The sequence below is a fragment of the Candidatus Syntrophosphaera sp. genome, from assembly GCA_019429425.1.
In the GTDB taxonomy this organism is placed as follows: domain Bacteria; phylum Cloacimonadota; class Cloacimonadia; order Cloacimonadales; family Cloacimonadaceae; genus Syntrophosphaera.
On record JAHYIU010000021.1, the window covers coordinates 1 to 22183 of the forward strand.

Below are 22183 nucleotides of genomic sequence, written 5' to 3' on the forward strand. Positions count from 1 at the left end.
ACCGTCTTCACCGGAAAGCTGCTCCACATCGATCCCCTCGACCAGCCGGGAGTGGAGGCCGGAAAGATCGCCACCTACGCCCTCATGGGCAAAGCCGGCTTCGAAAAGGAACTGGCGGAGATCAGGGCCTACCAGGACCAGCGGGGTTGATCCGAGTTCCTGGGATCGCCGACGTCCCCGTCGGCGAAGCTCCGCAGGAGCTTGCTACTTTCTGAACAAACATGCTCTGGTTTAAAGCGATCTACTTCTACAAACCCCTGCGGGCTTTCTGCCGACGGGGACGTCGGCAATCCATAGCCCAGTCCGATCATTTGTAAAACAACTCCCCCTTTCCTCCCTCTTACCCAGCCCGTTTATTGGTATCATACCACCCGTCGACCACCCGCCGGATGGGCGGGTACTCAGGGAGTGGTGAATGATTGACAAGTGAGCCAGTTAAGGGGTAAGGAACAGATAGGTTAGAGAGATTGAGAGGCTCCGAAACACTAGGTGTGAAATGGCCAGAAATGGTCTGTGATTTTGCGACCCATTGCGGGACAATAACTTAGGCTGTCCAAACCCCCAAAACACCTCAAAACCCCAAAGGCTTGGGGCTTTGCGACCTATTGCGGCACAGTCACTTAAGTGTCAAAACACCAAAAAAAGGGTCTTTAACGCCCCCCTCCGGGGAATAGGGATCCTGGCAGCGGAATACAGTCCGGGGAAACAGGTAAACGATCCTGAGGGGAGGAATGCGGGATATAGGTTTAGAAAGAATATAAAGTATATATAAATATAAAACTATATAATAATATAATATATATAACAATATGCTATATATGGATATACATAATACAGCATTCACTATAACACTCTAGCCCCGGGCGGGGGTATTAGAAGCCCTTTTTTTGGTGTTTTGACAGCTAAACCCTTGTCCCACAATAGGTCGCAAAGCCCCAAGCCTTTGGGGTTTTGAGGTGTTTTGGGGTTTTGAGAATGGGCTCGACTCCAGCGTGGCGGTCCCGACTCCAGATTGGCGCTCCGGAGAACCCCGTGTTTTTCCTTGACAACGCAAGAGCCTTGAAATTCATTGTGTTACCTTAGGAATTTTGTATTTCAATGAGCACGGGTTTCTTTGCCCGGCTCAATCATAGAGAGGTTTAGATGTCCTTTTACGATTTTTTCGGCATGATGGCCAATGACATCGCCATCGACCTGGGAACGGCCAACACCCTGGTGTACAAGAAGAACGCCGGCATAGTGATCGACGAGCCCTCCGTGGTGGCGGTATCCAGCGACAGCAAAAAGATCATCGCCATCGGGCACCAGGCCAAGGTGATGCTGGGCAAAAACCCGGACGAAGTGCGCGTGATCAAGCCGCTCAAGGATGGGGTGATAGCCGATTTCCAGGTGACGGAGCTGATGTTGCGCAACCTGATCATGCGGGCCCAGAAAAAGCGCCTGCTGGTACGTCCGCGGGTGATCGTCTGCGTGCCTTCGGGGATCACGGAAGTGGAAAAACGGGCGGTGCGTGACAGCGCCTTGCATGCCGGGGCCCGCGAGGTGTTTCTGATCTCGGAGCCCATCGCCGCGGCCATCGGGGCGGATTTGCCCATCGACCAGGCCTTCGGCAACATGGTGATGGACATCGGCGGCGGGACCAGCGAGATCGGCGTGATCTCACTTTCCCACATCGTGGTGCACAATTCCATCCGCGTTGGCGGAGACAAGATGGACACGGACATTATCAGCTACCTGCGCAAGAAGAACAACCTGCACGTGGGCCTGCAGACCGCGGAAAAGATCAAGATGCAGATCGGCAGCGCCTATCCGCTGAAGCAGGAACTGGTGATGGACGTGCGCGGCAGGGACATCGTTTCCGGCTTTCCGGTGACCATCAAGATCACTTCCGAAGAGATCCGCGAAGCTATCTCCGAAACGGTGGCCACGATGATCGACGCCATCAAGAGGCTGTTTGAACGCACAGCGCCGGAGCTTTCCGCGGACATCGCCGAGCGGGGCATCTTCCTCACCGGCGGAGGCGCGCTGCTCAAGGGCCTGGACGAAAAGATCTCCAAGACCGTGGACCTGCCGGTCTATGTGGTGCCCGATCCGCTGGAATGCGTGGTCAAGGGCGCCGGCAAGGTTTTGGACGACGTCGACCGCTATCGCGAGGTCCTGATCAAGCGCATCGAAGACTGATCTCCAAGCCGGCACTTTTCCCATACCCGGGGTCTGCTCCGGGCTGAGCATTGATTCAAATATAGAGGATGACCGCCGTGAAACGTTATATTCTGCCCCTGTCGCTGGCGCTGCTTTCCCTGCTGCTGATGCTGGGAAGCACCCCCAGCCGGGTCGCGAGGGCCTCTTTGCTCGGCAACACGGTGTTTTTCCCCTTTTCCCATTCCCTGCGCCTGATCAAGACCAACACCACCCTCAAAGCCGAGATCGCCGCCCTGCGGGTCAAACTGGCGGAAAGCACGCTGGAGAGCCTGAACCTCCAGAACGCGCTCAAGGAAAGCCAGACCCGGGAGATGATCAGTTTCGAGACGGGGGAGATCGGCTTTGAGATCGCGGAGGTGATCGGCTATTCGGGGCAGTTCCAGCAGCGCAACCTGATGGTCAACAAAGGCTCGCTGCATGGGGTCCGGAGGGATAGCCCGGTGGTCTCGGCCAGCGGGATCGTGGGCAAGGTGGTCTCCGTGGCCAGCACCCACTGCATCGTGCTTCCCTTCAGCAATCCGCAGTTCCAGATCCCCGTGATGGACAAGGGCACGAGCGTCCAGGGCATCCTCCAATCCGACCTGGGGGGCAAGACCAACATGAACCTGATCAAGCTGGGCTCCCAGATCAGCGCGGGCGACACGATCGTGACCTCAAACCTCTCCAGCCTCTTTCCCAAAGGCTATCCCGTGGGCACGGTCTCCCGCATCCGGGAATCGCAGGACTACCTTTTCATCAGCGCCGAGATCAGCCCCTTCACCCTGGTGGAAAACCTCGAACACGTTTTCATCCTCAGCGACAAAGGCAAAAAATGAACAAGAGCAAAAACATTTCCCCCGTGATAGTCGTGGACGACGTCCGCATCGAACGCATCCCCGTGCGCACCAGGATCCTCACCTCGGAGGACGACATCGCCCGGATCATCCGCGAATACGCCCTGCCCCTGCTTCAGGAGGGCGATATCCTCACCATCAGCGAAAGCCCGCTGGCCATCACCCAGGGCCGCGCCGTTCCAGCCGATCAGATCAAACCGGGCTGGCTGGCGAAATTTCTGGCCGGCAAAGTGATGAAGGTGCCCTATGGGATCGGCCTGGGAGCGCCAACGAGCATGCAGTGCGCGATCGACGAATGCGGTGCCCCGCGGATCCTCCTGGCGGCGATGGTGGGAGCGGTGACCAAGTTTTTCGGGCGCAGCGGGGATTTCTACCGCCTGGCGGGCATGCAGGCCGCCCTGATCGACGCGGCCGAGACCTCGCCCGTCGAACCCTACACCCACACAGTGATCAAGGGCCCGCTCAATCCGGGCAAAGTGGCGCAGGAACTGGCCGACGAATTTGGCTTACCGGTCGCCGTGATGGACATCAACGACATTGGCGGCTCCTGGGTGATCGGTGCCAGCCGGGGCGTTTCCAAACACTTCCTGGAACTGGTGATGAAAGACAATCCCCAGGGCCAGAGCGACGAACTGACGCCCCTGTGCATCGTGCGCAAACTGGACTGACATGATCTGGAAACACATCTGGACTTTCATTCTCGGGCTGATCTGCCTCTACGTCCAGTTGTTGGCCATGCCGGTCTTTCAACTGGGTGGCGTGATTCCCAACATCCTCATTCCCTGGATAGTATACCTGGTCTGGACGCGCGAGATCAAATCCGTTTTGGTCGTGGCCTTCCTCATCGGCCTGCTCTCCGACACCACGCTGCCGGAATCCTTTGGCCTGCACGCCTTCATCTTTGTCCTGATCGCCTTCGGGGCGGACCAGTTCCGCAAGCCTTTCGAAAGCGAAAGCGTGGTGAGTAAGGTCCTCACCCTCCTTATGGCCAACATCATTTTCCACCTCGTTGGGCTGCTCGTCTTGGGAGTGGTCTATTCCTTCGACGCACAACTGGTCCGGCTCACCGGGATCGCTTTCCTCTACAACTTCGCCGTCAGCTTCGTGGCCTTCTGGCTGATGCAATTTGCTTCCCGGCTCCGGCTGGTGGTGGTCCGTGACTAAGAGCCTTCCCGTCCTCGTTTTCCGGATCAGCCTCGGGCTGCTGATGCTCCTGCTGCTGGTCTCGCTGTTCCGGCTGCAGGTGGTGAAAGGGGAGTATTACCAGCGCATCGCGGAAAGCAACTTCGTCCGCATCCGGCGGATCGTGGCCACGCGGGGAGAGATCTACGACGCCAAATACCGGCCCATCGTAACCAACATCCCCTCCCACAACCTATACCTTACCAGCGGCAGGATCGGCAACACGGAAAAGCTCGCCGCCTTCCTGAACGAACACTTCGGCCTGGGATTGGAGGAACTGCGCGAACTGGTCTTCAAACAGCGCTTCAAGACCTATGAGGAGATCCTCCTGGCGGACAACATCACCTACGAGACGGTCCTGGCCCTTTCGGAGCGGCTGGATCAATTCCCGGAGCTGAATTTCCGCAGCGGCACCACCCGTGGCTACATGTATCCCAACCATTTTTCCGGCTACGTGGGGCGCATCAATGAGCGCGAATACGCGATCTATGCCAGTGAAGACTATTCTCTGAACGCCTACATCGGCAAAACCGGGCTCGAAGCCTATTACGAGGTCCTCCTGCGCGGAAAGGACGGCCGGGAGATCATCCAGGTGGACGCCCAGGGCAGAAGCCTGGAATTTTTCCGCGAGAACGCCTACATGGCCCCTCAGAACGGGCTCAGCCTCGTGCTCAGCATCGACAACGACCTGCAGGCCTTCGCCGCGCAGGTCTTTCCCCCGGGCCGGAAAGGCTGCATCATCGTTTCGGATGTCAAGACCGGCGGCATCCTGGCCTATCTGAGCAAGCCGGATTACGACCCCAATGTGTTCATGCAGCGGATCAGCCCGGAGGTCTGGGCCAGCCTCAACGTGCCGGAAAAACCGCTTCTGGACAGGATCATCCATGCCAGCTATCCGCCCGGCTCCGTCTATAAACCGATCACGGGCTCCATCGGGCTGGAAAAGGGCGTGATCAACCGCTTCACGCGGCTGGCTTCCTGCACGGGAGGCCTGAAGATCGGCAACCGCTTCTTCCGCTGCTGGAATGCCGGCGGACACGGCTCTCTGAACATCGTGGACGCCCTCCGCGTTTCCTGCGACGTCTTCTTCTATGACCTGATCAACAAGCTGGATCTCGACGCCGTGGCGGCAAACGCGGACGCCTGCGGAGTCGTGCATAAGACAGGCATCGATTTGCCCAACGAGCGGGGCGGTTTCTATCCCGACCGGGAATACTACCGGAAAAAGCTGGGCATGAGTTCCGGACTGGCCGGCTATAAGGCGAACCTGGCCATCGGGCAGGGCGAGGTGCTCACCACTCCTCTCCAGCTCAATGCCCTCTACGTCGCCATCGCCAGAAACGGAGAATGGATCCAGCCCCACCTGCTGGTCAAGACAGTGGGGAACAGCCGCATCACCCGCGAGCAGATCGAGCCCCTGCGCAAATACCAGATGCCCTGGTCGCAAAACACTGTGCAGATCATCCAGGACGGCCTTTGGGCGGTCACCAACGCCCCCGGCGGCACGGCGCGGGCCATAAACGTTCCCGGCACCACCACCTTCGGCAAGACCGGCTCGGCGGAAAACTTCATGGGTAAGCTAACCCACGCCTGGTTCTCGGGTTACATCGTGACCGATGAGCCGGAGATCGTGGTCACGGTGTTCATGGAAAACGCCGGCGGCGGCGGGGCCATGTGCGCTCCGGTGGCCAACCGGATCTTCAATTATTACATTGGCAATCTGGACATGATCAGGACCCCGGCGCCCGTTCCTCCCCAGTTCAGGACGGAAGGCGAAGAACTAGAACCTGACGGGGATAGCGGCGAAACGGAAGTTCCGGCGGAGCCGGAAACGCAGGCCGAGGCTGCGGGCGAATGATCAACCGCAAGAAGTTCGACTTTGTCCTGGCTGCCCTCCTGCTGGCCCTGATCCTGATCGGCTGTGTGGCCATCTACACCGCGTCCACCACCACCGTGGGCGAATTCACCTCCACCCAGAGCAATTGGTGGAAGCAGATCATCTTTTCCCTGGTGGCCGTGGGCGCTGGTTTGCTCCTGCTCCGGCTGCCGATGCCCATCTTCGACCTCATCGTCATGCCCGCCTATGTCCTGAACCTGCTGGCGCTGATTTTGGTCCTCTTCACTCCGGAGGTCAACGGCTCGCATCGCTGGTTCAGTTTCCTGGGCCTGAATTACCAGCCCTCCGAAAGCGCCAAACTCCTCACCATCCTGATGGTGGCGCGGGTGATCTCCAAGGACGGCCTCACTGAACTGCAGCAGCTATTTTACGGCCTCGGGCTCACCCTGTTGCCGATCCCCCTGATCCTGATCGAACCAGATTTTGGCACCACCCTGGTCTTTGGTTTCAGCCTGCTGGCGATGCTGGTGGCGGCGGATGTCCCGCTGGTCTATATCCTGCTGCTGGTCAGCCCGATCGTCAGCGTCGTATCCTCGTTCTGGTGGGTCGCGATTGTGGTCTGGATCCTGGTTTTGGCCTTTCTGCTCCTACGGGCGCGGCTTTCCTGGATAGCGATCACCATCACATCCATCATCAATGCCTTTGTGGCTCTGATCATGCCCGTGTTCTGGAACGGGCTCAAGGACTACCAGCAAAGCCGGATCCTCTCCTTCATCGATCCCATGCGCGATCCACTGGGCGCCGGTTACCAGATCATCCAGGCCAAGATCGCCGTGGGCAGCGGTTCCATCATCGGCAAAGGCTGGCTGATGGGCACCCAGAAAAACATGAATTTCCTGCCGGAACACCATACGGACTTCATCTTCAGCGTAATCGGAGAGGAGTTCGGATTCATTGGCAGCCTGCTGCTGCTGGCCGTATTCGCGCTTTTCTTCTGGCGCCTGATCACGGATATCGGCGAACTCCGGGTCCGGGAACGCAAGATCGCCGCCTCCGGGATCCTCGCCTATCTTATGTTTCAGACCTTCATCAACATTGGCATGAACATTGGTCTGGTTCCTGCAACGGGTATTCCGCTGCCCTTCATCAGCTATGGGGGATCGAACCTGCTCTTCAACACCCTGGCCGTGGGTGTGGTTTTAAAGTATTTAAACGAAAGGGGTTTCATGAAATGAAAAAACACCTGCCATTCTGGATATTAAACCTGATTTTGCTGCTCATCACCGCTTCCTGCATCGTCCATTCGAGCTTGGTCTATCTGGACAAGGACACCGAAGGTGTGCCCAATCTGGTCACCAATCCCGGCTTCGACGCCTATTCCTACGACGCCCACGACGCCCTGCTGGGTTGGACTGTCCACGTCGACGGGCTCGCAAAGGGGTCAAATCCGGTCTTCATCGACGGCGGGGAGGCTTTCGAATCTGGCACATCCCTGCGGATAGACGCTTCGGAAAACACGGTCACCCTGCTTTCGGACGCTTTCAAGGTCCGCCGCTACGGAGGATACTACATCCGGCTCTGGGGCAGGTCTTCGCAGCCCAGGGGGCCCCATGTCACCCTGCGCTTTCTCACTTTCCGCGACAATGGCTCCGTCTTCGGCAAATACAGGGCGAAGCTCAAAACGCGCCCGGAATGGAAAAGGGAATCGATCAGCACGGGATTCCACAAACCGGGGGTCAGCTTTGGCAGGCTGCAGATCGTCATTCCCCCCTTCAGCGAAGGTTCCGTCTGGCTCGATAACACGGGCTGCTGGGAAGTCCATCACTTCAGAATAGACTGATGCGCGTACTGGTGCAGCGGGTCAGTTCCGCCCGGGTCGAAGTGGAGGGCAAAACCACAGGCCAGATCGGACAGGGGCTGCTTCTCTTCGTTGGTTTTGGCAGGGATGACCAGGCCGCAGTTATTCCCGCGGCGGTCAAAAAGATCCTGGAAATGCGCGTCTTCAGCGACTGCGCCGGCAAACTGAACCTTTCCCTCGCGGATGTGGGAGGCGCAGCACTGGTGGTCTCGCAATTCACCCTCTATGCCAATTGCGGCCGCGGCAGAAGGCCGGATTTCACCCCCGCCGCCCCACCCCAGCTCGCGGAAGAACTCTACAATGGGTTCGTGGGCCTCCTGGTACAACATTCAATTCCCGTCCAGACCGGGATTTTCGCCGCGGACATGCAGGTCTCCCTGGTCAACGACGGCCCGGTCACCTTTTTCCTGGAATTCTGAAACCCTGGGAACATTTTTTCCAGGTATGGCTCCCCTTATCATTACGCTATCATTACGGACTCACTACGGACTTTGTCCGTAATGAGTCCGTATTGACACCGTATTGATAATGGGAGCGACAGGGGTGTGAACAGGTTAACACCAAGGCAGGATGAGAGATACATCAATAGAGTGAGTATCGTTAGTTACTGTTGACATTATATGCTTGCGCAACAGTACAATATATGGTTCTCTTTAAAACCAAATGGCTCTCTTTCAAACTGAGTGGGTCAGGTTTTAATCAAAGACAGGAAGGGGGTGGCAAATTCCGCTTTGCCACAGCGGTCACAGACCGCTTCTGAAGGCAATCTTGCTGCCTTTGCCGCTTCTCCAGATCGGCAACCCGCTGCTTGTTCACTCTGGATATGACGCGCCAATCAACCACCCGCTTCGAAAAGGAGCCGATTCTATGCTGCGCAAAGAACAGTTATTAATCTGCGGGAAAGCGGCTACTTATAGTAATAGAGCTCCAGAGGAGTGTCTCCCAACCTTTCGCTGAGGGTGAAATAGCCTTTTCCATTGTGGTCCCAGGCCACCGCCTCTCCCTGTCCTTCAAGTTTGTAGGGCATGGATCTGTACTTTCTGCCCAGAGCTTCGGCAACGCTCATTTTGGGGCTCCGCTTATAACGGTAGACGGAGGTATAGGTCTTGACCAGGATGTATTTTCCCGCAGGGCAGATATCGGCCGCGGTAACCCAGTTGTAGGGCAGTCTGGCCACTTTCTGGGCCACATTGAGCAGGCTGTAGGATTGGGGATAGGCCAGCCTGTAAACTCCAGCGCTGGCATCGCGCTTGCTGATCACATAGAGGTCTCCGGTGAGCGGATCGGCAAACAGGGCTTCGGCGTCGCGGGGCCCATCTTCATAGGCATATTCGATGCGGTCGATCCTGGACACGGTGATCAAGGTGTCGTCGATGGCGGGCTCGGCAAACCGGTAAATAAATGAGGTGGTGTAGCTTGCGGCATTGTCGCCGATGTCTCCGACAAACACGTAGGACTTTCCGTCCAGGGGATCGACGCCCACGGCGATATCCTCCCAATCGCGGTTCTTGATCCCCTCCAGCACTATCTTGGAAGGCATCAGGGCGCGGTAATTGAGGATGTAAACGACAGCCTTGCCGCCGGAATCGTTGTGGGTATAGAGCAGGCCTGGGGTCTTCAGGCTGGCGGCGAGCCCGGAGGCTTCATTGAGGCACTCTTCCTCGACCGTGTCGTGCTGCATCGACCTGCCCGTGATCATCGCGCAGCCAACCGCGCTGAGGATCACCGCGGCTACCATAAAACCAAGAATTCTGTTACTGATCATGTGTCATTGTCCTCCACATTCAGATCCGGGAATTTTTCCAGGATGGGTTCAGGTTCAAGCTCAGGGGGCGTCTGGCCCTCCACCAGCAGGTCACCAGCGTCGACGGGGTCGCCCGGTTTGACCGCCAAAACAGGTTCGCCGGGAAAGGTGACGACGCAGGATCCCGCTCCAACGGCCATTCCGATGATCTTGCCCGCGGAATAATCCGCTTCCGGGAACCAGCGGATGTTTTTGAAGGCAAAGCGGAATGAGATCCGCTCTGCGCCACTTGCCAGATGCAAGACCCAGTCTTCCAGATGGCAGGTTCCGTGGGGGCTGCGGATCTCAACCCCATCGAACAGGACCTTGCGGATGCCGAGCAGAGTGAGCCCGCCTTCGCCGCGAACGAAATCTATCCTGCCCTGGATGGGAGAGAGGATGGCACCTTCAGTCGGTAGGGGGATGCGCTGTTTGAAGCGATGGCACAAACCTATGAAGAGAAACCAGGCGATGGCGACCAAAGCCAGTCCCAGGGCCCAGGAATAAAGATCATTGCGGGGAAAGGCTGCGTTCAGACCGATTGCCAGGGCAAGCAGGATGAGGGGCGGAACTTGTTTGCGGAATTGGGCGAATTTGATCCTCCGGAGGGCATCCGGGTCAGAAAGCAAATATCTGGCAGCCATGGCTCCTCTTCAGATAAAAGTTCTTTGCCTGATTAAAAACAGATGGTAAAAAACCAGTGAGTTAAAGTCTACTTGGTCGTTCTGGTCCAGGTTTCGGTGCGGCCCACCAGCGAAACGCCGATATAACCGCGCAGCTTGAGAGTGTTGGGGCCGGTCACTTCGCCTTTGCTGGAATAGGTGTTGCCGGATTTGGGATCGTAGATGGTGCCGTTGGCGAATTTGTTTCCGCCCTTGGAAACGAGTCCCTGGATGATCACGAGGCCCAGCAGTTCGCGGGATTGGAGTTTGGGATCTGGGTTTTTGTCGTCAACCTTGGGCTTGCCCTTTTCGTTGTTGGGCTCCTTCAGCCATACAATCTTACCTGAGTAGGTGTTGTTCGCGGTTTTGTAGATCTGGATCTTGCTGGTCTTTTCGGCATTGTGCCAATAGCCTTCGATGCTGTGGGCCTGGGCCAGCAAAGCCAGGGGCAGGAGCATGGCCAGGGCGATCAAAATGATCAGGATCGGTTTCATGTTTACCTCCATGAAGGTTTGGGTTATACTGCCGCGGGTCAGATGATGCCGCAGCGTTTATAGATGGCATCCACATGGCGCAGATACCTGTCGTAGTTGAATATGTCCCTGACCGTCTCGGCCGGGAGCAGGGCCGTGATCCGGGAGTCGGCCAAAACGTAGTCCACAAATGGCTTGCCGGATTCAAAGCAGCGCATGGCGTTGGACTGGACCAAGGCGTAGGCTTCTTCGCGGGAAAGACCGGCCTGGACGAGGTGCAGCAGCAGAGCTTGGGAAAAGACCAGGCCGTTGGTGAGTTCCAGGTTGGCCTTCATGTTCTCGGGATAGGCCACCAGGTTGGAAATCAGGCTGCAGCATTTGGCCAGCATGTAATGGGCCAGGATGCAGCTATCGGGCAAAATCACGCGCTCCACGCTGGAATGGGAGATGTCACGCTCGTGCCAGAGGGCGTTGTTTTCGATCGCGGCCAGGGCATTGGTGCGCAGAAGCCGGGCCAGCCCGCAAAGCTGTTCGCTGAGGATGGGATTGCGTTTGTGGGGCATGGCGGAGGAGCCTTTCTGGCCGCGGCTGAAGCTTTCCTCGGCTTCCTGGACCTCGGTGCGCTGGAGATGGCGGATCTCCAGGGCGATCTTTTCCAAGAGCGATCCGGTCAGGGCCAGCTCGCCCAGGAAAAAGGCGTGCCGGTCGCGCTGGAGCACCTGGGTGGAAACGTTTGCCGGCTCAAGGTCCAGGTATTTGCAGGCCAGTTGTTCCACCTGGGGATCGAGATGGGCGTAGTTTCCCACCGCGCCGCTGAATTGGCCGACGGCGATTGTTTCGATCGCGTCCTGCAAGCGTTTGATGTTGCGCCGGGTTTCCTCGTGCCAGAGGGCGAATTTGAGCCCGAAACAGGTCGGCTCGGCATGAATCCCGTGGGACCTGCCCATGCAGATCGTGTTGCGGTATTCGCGGGCTTTGAGTTTCAGGGTTTCCGCCAGCTTATAAAGTTCGGTGAGGATCAGTTCCCCGGATTGCTTGAGTTGCAGCGCCGTGGCGGTGTCCAGAATGTCCGAGGAGGTGAGGCCAAAATGGATCCAGCGGGCTGGTTCGCCCACGTATTCTGCCACATTGGTCAGGAAAGCGATGACGTCGTGCCGGGTGACGGCTTCGATTTCTTCGATCCGCTCAGGGCTGAAATCCGCTTTTTGGGAGATGGCCTCCCAATCGGAATCGGGTATGATGCCCAGTTCATGCATCGCCCGGGCGGCGGCGAGTTCCACCTCCAGCCAGCATTCATAGCGGTTTTGCTGGGTCCAGATGCGCTCCATTTCCGGCAGGGAATAGCGGCTGATCATGGTTGTGGCTCTCCTTGTTCCGGGAACATTTCTTCCAGGGTCTGGAGCAGGCCGTCCAACAAGGGTGAGGGCTGATTGGGAGGAAGCGGCGTGACCTGGGCCCTGCCATATCTGGTATGGTCCACCAGCAGTTCCAGGGAAGTTCCTCTGCCCATGCTGAACTGAACCTTGTCCGGATCGCCCCGCTTGGTGTAGGCGATCCTGATCTCGGAGCCGGATTTGGCGTCACTAATCCTTTCCAGGCGCATCCTGTCCGAAAACTCCAGTCGGGTGTTTTCCAAGTCCAGCCGGCCAGTGGCAATGATCTGGTTTCCATGGAGGCCGAGCAGGGAATCAGGATCGGCGAGCAGTTTCAGGTATTTGCCCGGATCGGGGGCGATCTGCGCGAAAGCCTCCAATTGAGGCAATAAGGAAGACCGGATGGCAATGTAATCACCCAGATAGACCGTGACGAGGGGGCTGGGATTGATGCCAAAAGCGCCTCCGTCCAGAATGTCCAGACGGGCTTCGTCCTGAGTCTTGCTGAGCACGAACATCTTGTGCAGGGTCAGGCCCGAATGGCTGGCCCGCACCACTCCTTCCGCAGTGAAATTCTGCCATTTGGCCAGTTCGGCCCTCAGCAGTGCGTCCTTGTCCGGGGGCTTGATGCCCGCGCAGCCCAGCAGCAGCAAGGCGGCCAGCAGCAGGGGGAGGAAAAGTGCTTTCCTCATCAAGCCTTAACCTCCGGTTTCTTGCGCTGGATCAGCCAGATGCCGACCGCCGCGGCTACGATCATCAGGAAACTGAGGATCTGCCCGATGGTCATGAATCCAAATAGAAATCCGTATTTATTATAGAGGTCAAGGTCGTCGGGAACCCTCACGAATTCGATCAGGAAGCGGAAGATCCCATAAAGCCCAATAAAGGTCCAGAACACGATCCCGTCCTTCAGCTTGCGTTTGAGCAGGATGAAACAGACCACAAAGAGCACCAAACCCTCCAGCAGCAGCTCATAAAGCTGGGTGGGATGGCGCGGATCGGGTCCGGCCCCCGGGAAGATAATACCCCAGGGCAGCTTGGTGACGTTGCCCCAAAGCTCCGCGTTGATGAAGTTTCCCAGCCTGCCCAGCCCCAAACCGATGGCTACCAGAGGCATCATGGGATCGGCGAGCCGGAAGAAATTGAGCTTCTGCTTCTTCAGGTAGATCCAGCCGGCGATGATCACACCCAAAGCCCCGCCGTGGAAAGACATTCCGCCTTCCCAGATACGGAATATCTCCAGCGGATGCCGCAGGTAATGGGGCAGGTTGTAAAACAGCACGTAGCCCAGCCTGCCGCCCAGCACGACTCCCAGCATCACGGAGAAGATGATGCCCTCATACTGGTCCCGGGTGATCTTGACGCCCTTGATCTTGAGCATCTGGCGGTAGAAGACATAGCCGATGATGAAGCTGAGGACATAGAAAAATCCGTACCACTGGATGTTCAGTTCCATCCCGAACAGGTGGAATCTCAGCATGGTGGGGTTGATATCAGGAAATTGCATCGCTTTGCCTTATCCTCTGCGGGTGATCTCATCGAGGCGCTTGACGACCAGGTCCGCGGCCTCTTCGGCATGGCCCTCGAATTTCTCGGTCTGCTTCTCATGTTTGGGTGTGAAGATGCTCAACACCTGGGTGGGCGAGCCGTTCAGCCCGATGTCCTTTTCATCCAGGCCCAGGTCGTCGGCGTTCCAGACCTTGAGTTCGACCAGCTTGGCGTTGCGTTTGCCCCGCAGCGAAGGCAGGCGGGGAGTGTTGATCTCTTTGACCACCGTAATGACCGCGGGCAGACGGACCTGGACCCGGTCATACCCGTCTTCCATCAGCCTTTGCAGAATTATCTTGCATCCCTCAATCTCTTCGATGTGGCGCACGAAGCAGGTCTGCGGGATGTTCAGATGCGCCGCGATCCCTGGCCCCACCTGAGCCGTGTCTCCGTCGATGGCCTGCTGTCCTGTCAGGATCAGGTCATACTCGCCCAGCTTTGCAATTGCCGCGGCGAGGGTCAGGCTCGTAGCCCAGGTGTCCGCTCCGGCAAAGCGCCGGTCGGAAAGCAAAACTATCTCATCCACACCAAGTGATACCGCTTCCCGCAGGATATCCTCCACCTGATGCGGCCCCATGCTGATCGCGGTGACGGTTCCTCCGTGCTTTTCCTTGAGGCGGACAGCTTCCTCGATGGCGTAGGCGTCGAAGGGATTGAGGATGCTCTCGACCCCCTCGCGGATGAGGGTGTTGGTGATCGGATCGATCTTGATCTCGGTGGTGTTGGGCACCTGTTTGATGCAAACGATCAGTTTCATAGGCCTTTTCCTTGGTAAAACTCTCTGATGGAGCCAGCGACATGCTGCTTCTGGGCGTCGGTCAGCTCCGGATAGATGGGGATGGAAAGCACTTTTCCGGCCAGTTCTTCGGCGACGGGGAAGTCCCCGGGCTTGTAATCCAGGCTGGCAAAGCATTCCTGCAGATGCAGGGGCAGGGGGTAATAGATGGCGCAGCCGACCTCGCGGGATTGGAGATGCCGCATCAGCCCGTCGCGGTCCTCGCAGGCCAGGGTGTATTGGTTATAGATGGAAACGGCCTGCGGAGCTATCCGGGGCGTGCGGATCTGAGGTATGCCCTGCAGCGCCGTGTCGTAAAACCGGGCATTGGCCCGCCGGGCCTCGCTCCAGCCTGCCAGACTATCCAGCTTGACGCTGATCACAGCAGCCTGCAGCGTGTCCAGCCTGCTGTTCAGGCCCACCCATTTGTGGTAATACTTGGGGTCTTCGCCGTGCACCCGCAATTGGCGCAATTTGGCAGCCAGATCGTCGGAATTGGTGAGGCACATGCCCGCGTCGCCCATCGCGCCGAGGTTTTTGCTGGGGAAGAAGGAGAGGGTCCCGATATCCCCGAAAGAGCAGCTCATCCGGCCGTCCCAGGTGCAGCCGATGCCCTGGGCATTGTCTTCGATCACCTTCAGTCCGTGCTTTTGGGCAATCTCCATGATCCGGGCCATGTCGCAGGATTGGCCAAAGAGATGCACCGGCATGATCGCTTTGGTTCGCGGCGTGATCGCTGCTTCGATCTTGTCCGGGTCGAGATTGAAGGTCTGGGGGTCGATATCCGCGAAACGCGGTGTGGCATGGTTCCTCCAGATGGAGGAGGCGGTGGCGAAAAAGGTGAAAGGAGTGGTGATCACTTCGTCGTTCTCGCCGATCCCGAGTGCCTTTACGGCCAGCACCAGAGCGTCCGTCCCTGATGCGCAGCCAATGGCGTGCCTGATGCCCAAATAGCCGGCCATTTTCTCTTCCAGTTCTTGCACCTGGGGTCCCATGATATAGTGATGGCTGGCGAACACCCGGTCCAAAGCGGAGCGGATCTCCGGCAGCAGAGTTTCATATTGCGCGTGCAGGTCCAGCAGGGGTACTTTCACAGTTCTCAAGCTCCTTAATTCGAGGTGATTGCCCGGACGCCCAGGAAAATGGTCATGACCTGGGTTGCGGCCAGCAAAACGTCTTTCACGTCGGTCCAGAATTCACGTTCGGTCCTTTCCGCCACGAAAATGTTATCCCCGGGATGGACCGGTATCTTGTCCGAAGGGCGGACCCAGTTTCCGCTGGCCATCCGGATGATCCGGGTTCCGCGCCAGCGCTTGTTGTTGGTGAAGCCGCCCGCTTCGTCGATGTAATGTTTCCAGGTTTTACCCTCGATCCAGGGCACCAAACCAGGATTGGCGACCTGGCCGCTGACCATCACCATGTCCAGCTTTTCCGGCACGAAGAGGTAATCCCCGTCCCGCAGGACCGGATTGCCCAAAGCGCCCTGTGAATCCCAGGCTTGGGAAACGTCGACGCTGTATTTTCCGGGGAATTGCCGCATCTTGTTGCTCAGGTAATGATATTCCAAGGCCGAGATCTGGGACAGGGAAAACTCTTTCAGGCGCTCGAACTCCGGATCGGGATCCTTGCTGTAGACCGAGCTGGCATAGATGGCCCGGCGCAGGTCCCCGTTCGCGGTTGGCCCGCCGCAGAGCAGCAGGATGTCGTAGAGCGTGGTGGTACCGTCGATCAGGTACTCGCCGGAGGCTTTCACGTTTCCTCCCACCGTGATCTTCCAGGCCCGCCGGAATTCGGAATCGCGGGGCACCGTAACCCGATCGGAAGCTTGCAGTTCGATATTATCGGTGCTGCCAGTCCTGAGGTCGATACGCAGCAGGTCGTGATCGGTCATGTTTTCCTGATAGCGGTAGATGCTGACCGCTTTGAGATCTGCCGCGGGCGTGAAACCCTGCGCCAGGTCAAGCAGGTCGGAAAGCTGGTCGCCTTCCACAAACTCATATTCCCCGGGATAATAGACCTCTCCCTGGATGGAAACCGAGGCGCGGACAGCTTTCACCCGGATCACGTCGCCGTCCCGGAGCAGGGGATTTTGGGTCAGATCGCCGCCGCGCAGGAATTTCTGCAGGTCGCAGGTGATGGTTTCCCCACCGCGCAGGATTTCCACGCTGCGTAGGGCCTGAAAATTGGCGTAGAGTGAATCCTGGGCCGCCTCTTTCATCTGCTGCATCAGAGCCACCTCACTGGCGCCGATCGTTTTGATGGCCGTATTGGCCAGGGTCAATACATCCGAAAGCCGGTTCACCGGAGCGACCTGATAGGTCCCGGGATTGGCCACGAAACCAGTCACATTCACCGAAATCACGGCCTGCAGGTCTTTGGGCAGAGTGATCTGCGCGGCCGCGAAGCACCACAGGCAGAGCAGGGCCAGGATCAACAGCTTAGTTTTCATAATACTCGATCATGCGCTGGATTATCGCGTCCAGCTTGTATTTGGGTTCGTAACCGATGTATTCCCTGATCTTGTCCAGCGAGGGCATCCGGTTCATCATGTCCTCGAAACCCTCTTCAAAAGCCTCTTCATAGCTCATATGCTCGATCTTGGACTTGCTGCCGGTCATTTCCCGCACCTTCTTGGCCAGGTCATCGATGGAGATGGATTCTGTGGTGCCCACATTGAAGATCTCGCCCGGGCATTGGGGGTTGGCCATCAATTTAATGAAGGCGTCCACCACGTCTGAAACGTCTGCGAAACAGCGGGTTTGTTTGCCGGAGCCGTAAACGATGAGGGGCTGGTCGAGCAGGGCGGCTTTGATGAATTTGGGCAGCACCATCCCGTATTGCCCCATCTGGCGGGGCCCCACGGTGTTGAAACAGCGCACGATCACCACCGGCAGGCGCTTTTCGCGGAAGTAGGCCAGGGCCATGAATTCGTCGATCGCCTTGCTGCAGCTATAGCCCCAGCGGCTGATTGAAGTTGAGCCCAGCAGCCGGTCGTCCCCTTCGCAAAAGGGAATGTTTTCGCTCTTGCCATAGATCTCCGAGGTCGAGGTGATCAGCACCTTGGCCTTGTGTTTATTGGCCAGTTCCAGAACGTTGTCCGTGCCCACGATGTTGGTCTTGAGCGAGAGCAGCGGATTTTCGATGATGTATTTCACGCCCACGGCGGCAGCCAGATGATAGACCTGGTCGACCCCGGCCATGAGCTTTTCCATCAGCTCGCGGTTCAGGATGTTGCCGATGGTATAGTGGAAATTGCCATTGTCCTTGATGCTTTCGATGTTTTCCAGGCGGCCCGTGGAAAGGTTGTCCACGATGCTCACCTGATGTCCGTCATCCAGGAGCCTTTCTGCCAGATGCGAGCCGATGAATCCGGCGCCGCCCGTGATCAGAACTTTCATATCTTCTCCAGTTTTCAACCGTTTATGTGCGAAGGCAGATAATTTTTGCCATCATGGAACACTATTTGTCACCCCTTATTTTGTCAATAGAAAAGAGGTTTCTGCCTCGATCCTCTCTCCGTCGGGAGTTGCAAAAATAATTGACAATTTTCCCAGATCGCACATACTGGCTTTTTATTAGACAACAGAGCATCGAGGTAGCGCACATGGATCTTATCAGATCACTTGGTTTTGACCTGAACAACAAGCTGTTTCTCAAAGTCCTGTATTCAATCCTGATAATCCTCATTCTGTCAATATTGAGGTGGATCCTCACCCGGATGATCCTGAAGCGGATCGAGGATCCCAAATCCAGGTTCAACACGCGCAAAACGATAGCTTACACCGTCATGGTGATCGGGATCCTCCTCGTCGGCCGGGTCTGGTTTGAAGGGATCAGCTCGCTCACAACCTATCTGGGCCTGCTGAGTGCCGGTATCGCCATCGCCCTCAAAGATCTCTTCGCGAATCTGGCAGGCTGGATCTTCATCATCTGGAGAAAGCCCTTCGTCACCGGCAACAGGATCCAGATCGAAAATCATGCCGGAGATGTGATCGACATCCGCCCTTTTCAATTCACGATCCTGGAGATCGGAAACTGGGTGCGGGCGGACCAAAGCACCGGCAGGATGATCCACATTCCCAACGGGATGATACTCACCTCGCCGATCTCGAACTATGACAGCGGATTTCAGTATATCTGGAACGAAATCCCTGTTTTGATCACATTTGAAAGCAATTGGCAGGTGGCCAAGAAAATACTCGATGACATCTCCACGGAATATGCCCGGGAAACAACTCTGAAGGCGCAACGGGAGATCGAGGAAACTGCCAGGAAGTTCTACATATACTACAAAAACCTCACCCCCAAGGTCTACACCTCCGTGGAAGACAGCGGAGTTTTGCTCACAATTCGCTATCTGACTTCGATCAGGGAGCGCCGGGGAAGCGCGGAAAAGATCTGGGAACAGGTCCTGGAAAGCTTTGCCGAACACAATGACATCGACCTGGCCTATCCCACGGCCAGATTGGTCGGCAAGCTCAATTAGGCCTTATCCTTAAACTGTCCTTCCGCCAAGGCGCGCAAGCCGGGTCTGGCCTGCTAAAACACTGTCCCCAAACGATCTGGCCAGGGAAGTCTCGATGTGTCTGAAGCAAGAAAACGGGCATCCGGTGGGACGCCCGTTTTTTTAAGGACTGAGTTATTGGATTTTAGGCTTGTGGATTAATCACCCAAATCCTGTATGTTTTCTTTGATTTCCTGGACGCCTTCAACCACTTTGTCACCAACGGTCATAGTGTCATCTGCAGCCGGTATGGTCTGCTCGATGGTGATATTGGTTTCACCAGCTGGCTGTACTTTGGCTTTGCAGGCTGTGAAAGCGAGCATGCCGATCAGCATCATGGCGATAAGTGCAAGTAATGTAATTTTCTTCATTTTGATTCCTCCATATTCGAAATCTAATTCTTCAGGTTTTTGTTTTCTTTGTTTTTGGGGAGATTTTCAGCCTTTCCCGGGGCTTTGTCATGAGAATCATGCCGGCCGCAAAGCCTTTGGCAGACTCTCTCACAGTCCTTATTCACAACTATTTGCATACACATATGAGTCATACTGGCACGATAGGGTTTTTTGGCAAGTACTTTCGAAAAACCAACCATGGCCCTCCTGATCATTACGCTATCATTACGGACTCATTACGGACTTAGTCCGTAATGAGTCCGTAATGACACCGTAATGATAAGGGGAGCGAGGTGGGGTTTCAGGAAGTTTTGGGGAGGAAAACAGGGCTATATGTTATTGATACTTAAGGCAAATGAATGCGGGAGAGAGGGTCATGCTCCAGATCAAGGCGGAACAGGGATAGTTTTCCGCTTCTCTGGCTTTCATTTATCCGGTCCGCGGGCTGGGCGGAACGTTCCAGATCAGTTCAGGATCAGAAGTTTTTTGTGGGCGGCCTTGCCTGCGGTCCCTGACAGCTGGAGCAGATAGAGGCCCGGGGGCAGTAGCGGCAAGTGCAGCCTGGCCTCGGTTTTGAACACCGGCGAGCGATCCGAGAAAACTTTTTGCCCGCGCAGGTTGAAGAGTTCCAGGGCAGTGAAGGGGAGCGGGCTTTTCAGGTTCAGCGCGGCGTTTTGGCGCAGGGGATTGGGATAGAGCGAGACTGAGTGGGGCACAACGGGCAGATATTCATCCTGGCTGGAAACAGAGTAGTTGAAAAGGTCGGAAGCGGAGAGAGTGATGGCTGGGGCCTGGTAGGCCGGCAAAGCCGTGCTGGCGCTGGACCAGAGGATCAATCCGGTGGAGGGGGTATATTGGATCGCGGTGAGGTTGGTTTGCTGGCCCGCGGCGCCGGACAGCACTCTCCACTGGCGTTTTGCGCTCATATGGGGATTGGTGTAGAGCGAATCCTGGATGTCGGCATAGCGGGTGCAGCAAATGGGATTGGCCAGGAGGCGGAAATGGTTGGTGGCGGCCAGATGGTTTCCGGGCAGGTCTCCATTCTGGTCGTGGTAGCGGGCCACGGTGCCGCTGTTGTTGGTTTCGACCGCGAAAGTGAGGGTTCCGCCCGGGCTTTCGCTGAGGGTGTGGATGATGGTACCGGTGAGGTGCAAACCCTCTCCAATCGAGGCAAAGAGGTCCAAGGCGCCGGAAGTTCCGTCGGAATCGTAATCGAGGCGTTCGATGCCGCGCCGGAGCGCGAAGAGGACGGGATCGAGGCCCTGGTCGGAGCTGACGGTGTGGACGTTGCCCATGTTCAGGGAAGCCCAGGTGCCGGCCGCATTGATTGCGGACAGAGCGCCGATCATGCCGGGATAGGTGAAGCTCATCCATTTCTGTTCGTCGCTTTCGGAGGGATGATGGACCACCAGGACCGGATTGGCGATCAGGGCGCTGTTCTGGCTCCAATCCATAAAGCGGGTGATGACGGAGGCTCCGGCCAATAGCGAATCCTGCTGGGTGGAGACGCCCCAACTGGCAAGCGAGGCGCAGCCGATCTCCAGAGCGCTTTCGGAAGTGGCGTTGCGCACCTGCAGCATGTCCACGATGGAGTTCACGAGCAGGATGTCCTCCGCGCCGATGTTTCGCTGCAAACCGTTGTGAAATGTGCTGATCCCGGCATCCTCCAGGCCTTGGATGATGCCTTGGGATTCGCTCTGCATGCGGGGATCGGAGTCGAAATGCTCCATGAAATAGTTCCACAGGAAGTTGTAATAGACAGGGCTGGAGTTTGCCACCATCAGGTAGTAGTATTGGTCGAAAACATCAAGCATGGCGTTTCCGAGCAGATAGCCCTGGGCGTGGCCGCGTTCGAAGTGGCTGCCCCAGACCTGCAGGATGGCCTGATCGCCCATGTATTGGAGGTTTCCGTTGGTTTGGGCTGCCAGGGGGAAGAGCAGCAGGCCGAGGAGCAGAAGCAGATATATGTTTTTCATGATTTTTCCTCTGGGTCGGGGAGCTTGGGTTGGCGTATCCTCCTGTGTATCCGGTAGTTGTGGATCACCACCAGGAGGAAAACGAGGTTTGCGACGAGCAGGATGACACTGGGCAAAAAGGTTTCGTGGCGGGCGTAGATCGCGAAGGCCACAGCCAGGATGGCCAGCAGAACAACCTTGAAGATGACGATCCCGCGTGGGATTCCCAGCTTGCGGAAGATCCAGCGCGCCACGGGATTGCGTTCGCGGCGGAAGTGGTTCGGTTTGATCACCATCCAGGTGGAATGCCCGTCCAGGATGTTCAGCAGGATGAAGATCACAAATAGGACGATCAACAGGGCGGGATGGGAAAAGAAGGAATGAAGCAGGTTGAGCAGGCCGGTCAGCATTGGGGCTCCTGCTGGGCGGGGCTTTCGGGTGACGACCCCTCCCGTTGTTTGATCCGGCCATAGACCCGGAAATTATGGACCACAATTCCGGCAAAGGCCAGCACGCCAATGCCCAGCAGGACCGCCAACAGTGAATGCAGCGCGGCATCTTTCCAGAAGAGGAAGAAGGCCAGGCTGAAGCTGCCGATCCAGAGAGCCTCAGCGAGAATGAGCCCGCGGATGAGGCCGAGTTTGCTGAAGACGAAACGCGCCAGGGGATTGCGCTCGCGCCGGAAATGATCGGGCCGCAGCACTTTCCAGGTGCTATAGCCGTCCAAGGCGTTGAGGATGGCCAGGACGGTGTAAAGCGGCAACAGGATCAGGGCCATGTCAAGTCCGGCTGGAAAGCTCTTGCAG

General features: G+C 57.0%; 23 protein-coding genes. 9 read left to right on the forward strand and 14 right to left on the reverse strand.

Annotated elements, in window-relative coordinates:
• Positions 1–1143 precede the first annotated feature (1143 nt).
• The 8 genes from K0B87_03575 (at position 1144) to dtd (ending at position 8331) form a co-directional block, all read left to right on the forward strand.
• Positions 1144–2181, forward strand: coding sequence for a rod shape-determining protein (locus tag K0B87_03575; GenBank protein ID MBW6513818.1), 1038 nt, complete (start codon positions 1144–1146; stop codon positions 2179–2181).
• Positions 2182–2249: 68 nt separating this feature from the next.
• On the forward strand, positions 2250–3017 hold the full coding sequence (gene mreC, locus K0B87_03580; protein ID MBW6513819.1) for a rod shape-determining protein MreC: 768 nt from the start codon (positions 2250–2252) through the stop codon (positions 3015–3017).
• A complete protein-coding gene (locus K0B87_03585; protein ID MBW6513820.1) occupies positions 3014–3703 on the forward strand; it encodes a coenzyme F420-0:L-glutamate ligase in 690 nt (229 codons plus the stop codon). Before mreC ends, K0B87_03585 begins: the two co-directional genes overlap by 4 nt.
• A 1-nt stretch (position 3704) precedes the next feature.
• The gene (gene mreD, locus K0B87_03590; protein ID MBW6513821.1) at positions 3705–4199 is read left to right on the forward strand and encodes a rod shape-determining protein MreD; all 495 of its coding nucleotides are present in this window, start codon (positions 3705–3707) and stop codon (positions 4197–4199) included.
• Positions 4200–4242: 43 nt separating this feature from the next.
• Positions 4243–6075, forward strand: a complete 1833-nt coding sequence (gene mrdA, locus K0B87_03595; protein ID MBW6513822.1) for a penicillin-binding protein 2 — start codon at positions 4243–4245, stop codon at positions 6073–6075.
• A complete protein-coding gene (gene rodA, locus K0B87_03600) occupies positions 6072–7289 on the forward strand; it encodes a rod shape-determining protein RodA (protein ID MBW6513823.1) in 1218 nt (405 codons plus the stop codon). The genes mrdA and rodA overlap by 4 nt, the downstream gene beginning before the upstream one ends.
• Positions 7286–7894 carry a hypothetical protein gene (locus K0B87_03605; protein MBW6513824.1) on the forward strand — a complete coding sequence of 203 codons (609 nt, stop codon included), beginning with the start codon at positions 7286–7288 and terminating at the stop codon, positions 7892–7894. The genes rodA and K0B87_03605 overlap by 4 nt, the downstream gene beginning before the upstream one ends.
• Positions 7894–8331 (forward strand): D-tyrosyl-tRNA(Tyr) deacylase, encoded by a 438-nt coding sequence (dtd, locus tag K0B87_03610; GenBank protein MBW6513825.1) that lies wholly within the window; start codon positions 7894–7896, stop codon positions 8329–8331. Before K0B87_03605 ends, dtd begins: the two co-directional genes overlap by 1 nt.
• 488 nt (positions 8332–8819) lie before the next feature.
• On the opposite strand, the gene K0B87_03615 is transcribed toward dtd, so the two are convergent.
• The 10 genes from K0B87_03615 to K0B87_03660 form a co-directional block, all read right to left on the reverse strand.
• Positions 8820–9677 (reverse strand): hypothetical protein, encoded by an 858-nt coding sequence (locus K0B87_03615; GenBank protein MBW6513826.1) that lies wholly within the window; start codon positions 9675–9677, stop codon positions 8820–8822.
• Positions 9674–10339 (reverse strand): hypothetical protein, encoded by a 666-nt coding sequence (locus tag K0B87_03620; GenBank protein MBW6513827.1) that lies wholly within the window; start codon positions 10337–10339, stop codon positions 9674–9676. The genes K0B87_03615 and K0B87_03620 overlap by 4 nt, the downstream gene beginning before the upstream one ends.
• 68 nt (positions 10340–10407) lie before the next feature.
• The gene (locus K0B87_03625) at positions 10408–10851 is read right to left on the reverse strand and encodes a DUF2147 domain-containing protein (GenBank protein ID MBW6513828.1); all 444 of its coding nucleotides are present in this window, start codon (positions 10849–10851) and stop codon (positions 10408–10410) included.
• Positions 10852–10889: 38 nt separating this feature from the next.
• Entirely contained in the window at positions 10890–12185 is a 1296-nt protein-coding gene (purB, locus tag K0B87_03630) for an adenylosuccinate lyase (protein ID MBW6513829.1), read from the reverse strand.
• Complete coding sequence (locus K0B87_03635; GenBank protein MBW6513830.1) at positions 12182–12895, reverse strand: hypothetical protein; 714 nt, start codon at positions 12893–12895, stop codon at positions 12182–12184. Before K0B87_03635 ends, purB begins: the two co-directional genes overlap by 4 nt.
• On the reverse strand, positions 12895–13710 hold the full coding sequence (gene lgt / locus K0B87_03640; protein MBW6513831.1) for a prolipoprotein diacylglyceryl transferase: 816 nt from the start codon (positions 13708–13710) through the stop codon (positions 12895–12897). Before lgt ends, K0B87_03635 begins: the two co-directional genes overlap by 1 nt.
• 9 nt (positions 13711–13719) lie before the next feature.
• Positions 13720–14508, reverse strand: coding sequence for an electron transfer flavoprotein subunit beta/FixA family protein (locus K0B87_03645; GenBank protein MBW6513832.1), 789 nt, complete (start codon positions 14506–14508; stop codon positions 13720–13722).
• A complete protein-coding gene (locus tag K0B87_03650) occupies positions 14505–15620 on the reverse strand; it encodes a DegT/DnrJ/EryC1/StrS family aminotransferase (GenBank protein MBW6513833.1) in 1116 nt (371 codons plus the stop codon). Before K0B87_03650 ends, K0B87_03645 begins: the two co-directional genes overlap by 4 nt.
• A gap of 14 nt (positions 15621–15634) precedes the next feature.
• A complete protein-coding gene (locus K0B87_03655) occupies positions 15635–16975 on the reverse strand; it encodes an SLBB domain-containing protein (GenBank protein ID MBW6513834.1) in 1341 nt (446 codons plus the stop codon).
• Positions 16965–17924, reverse strand: coding sequence for a GDP-mannose 4,6-dehydratase (locus tag K0B87_03660; protein ID MBW6513835.1), 960 nt, complete (start codon positions 17922–17924; stop codon positions 16965–16967). Before K0B87_03660 ends, K0B87_03655 begins: the two co-directional genes overlap by 11 nt.
• 206 nt (positions 17925–18130) lie before the next feature.
• Here K0B87_03660 and K0B87_03665 point away from each other — a divergent pair, with 206 nt between their 5' ends.
• Positions 18131–19012 (forward strand): mechanosensitive ion channel family protein, encoded by an 882-nt coding sequence (locus tag K0B87_03665; protein ID MBW6513836.1) that lies wholly within the window; start codon positions 18131–18133, stop codon positions 19010–19012.
• A 176-nt stretch (positions 19013–19188) separates the two neighbouring features.
• On the opposite strand, the gene K0B87_03670 is transcribed toward K0B87_03665, so the two are convergent.
• The 4 genes from K0B87_03670 to K0B87_03685 all read right to left on the reverse strand — a co-directional run bounded on the left by K0B87_03670 (position 19189) and on the right by K0B87_03685 (position 22155).
• Complete coding sequence (locus tag K0B87_03670) at positions 19189–19401, reverse strand: hypothetical protein (GenBank protein MBW6513837.1); 213 nt, start codon at positions 19399–19401, stop codon at positions 19189–19191.
• Between the two features lie 485 nt (positions 19402–19886).
• On the reverse strand, positions 19887–21398 hold the full coding sequence (locus K0B87_03675) for a T9SS type A sorting domain-containing protein (GenBank protein ID MBW6513838.1): 1512 nt from the start codon (positions 21396–21398) through the stop codon (positions 19887–19889).
• Positions 21395–21787 carry a hypothetical protein gene (locus K0B87_03680; protein ID MBW6513839.1) on the reverse strand — a complete coding sequence of 131 codons (393 nt, stop codon included), beginning with the start codon at positions 21785–21787 and terminating at the stop codon, positions 21395–21397. The genes K0B87_03675 and K0B87_03680 overlap by 4 nt, the downstream gene beginning before the upstream one ends.
• Entirely contained in the window at positions 21781–22155 is a 375-nt protein-coding gene (locus tag K0B87_03685) for a hypothetical protein (GenBank protein ID MBW6513840.1), read from the reverse strand. Before K0B87_03685 ends, K0B87_03680 begins: the two co-directional genes overlap by 7 nt.
• Positions 22156–22183: the final 28 nt, after the last annotated feature.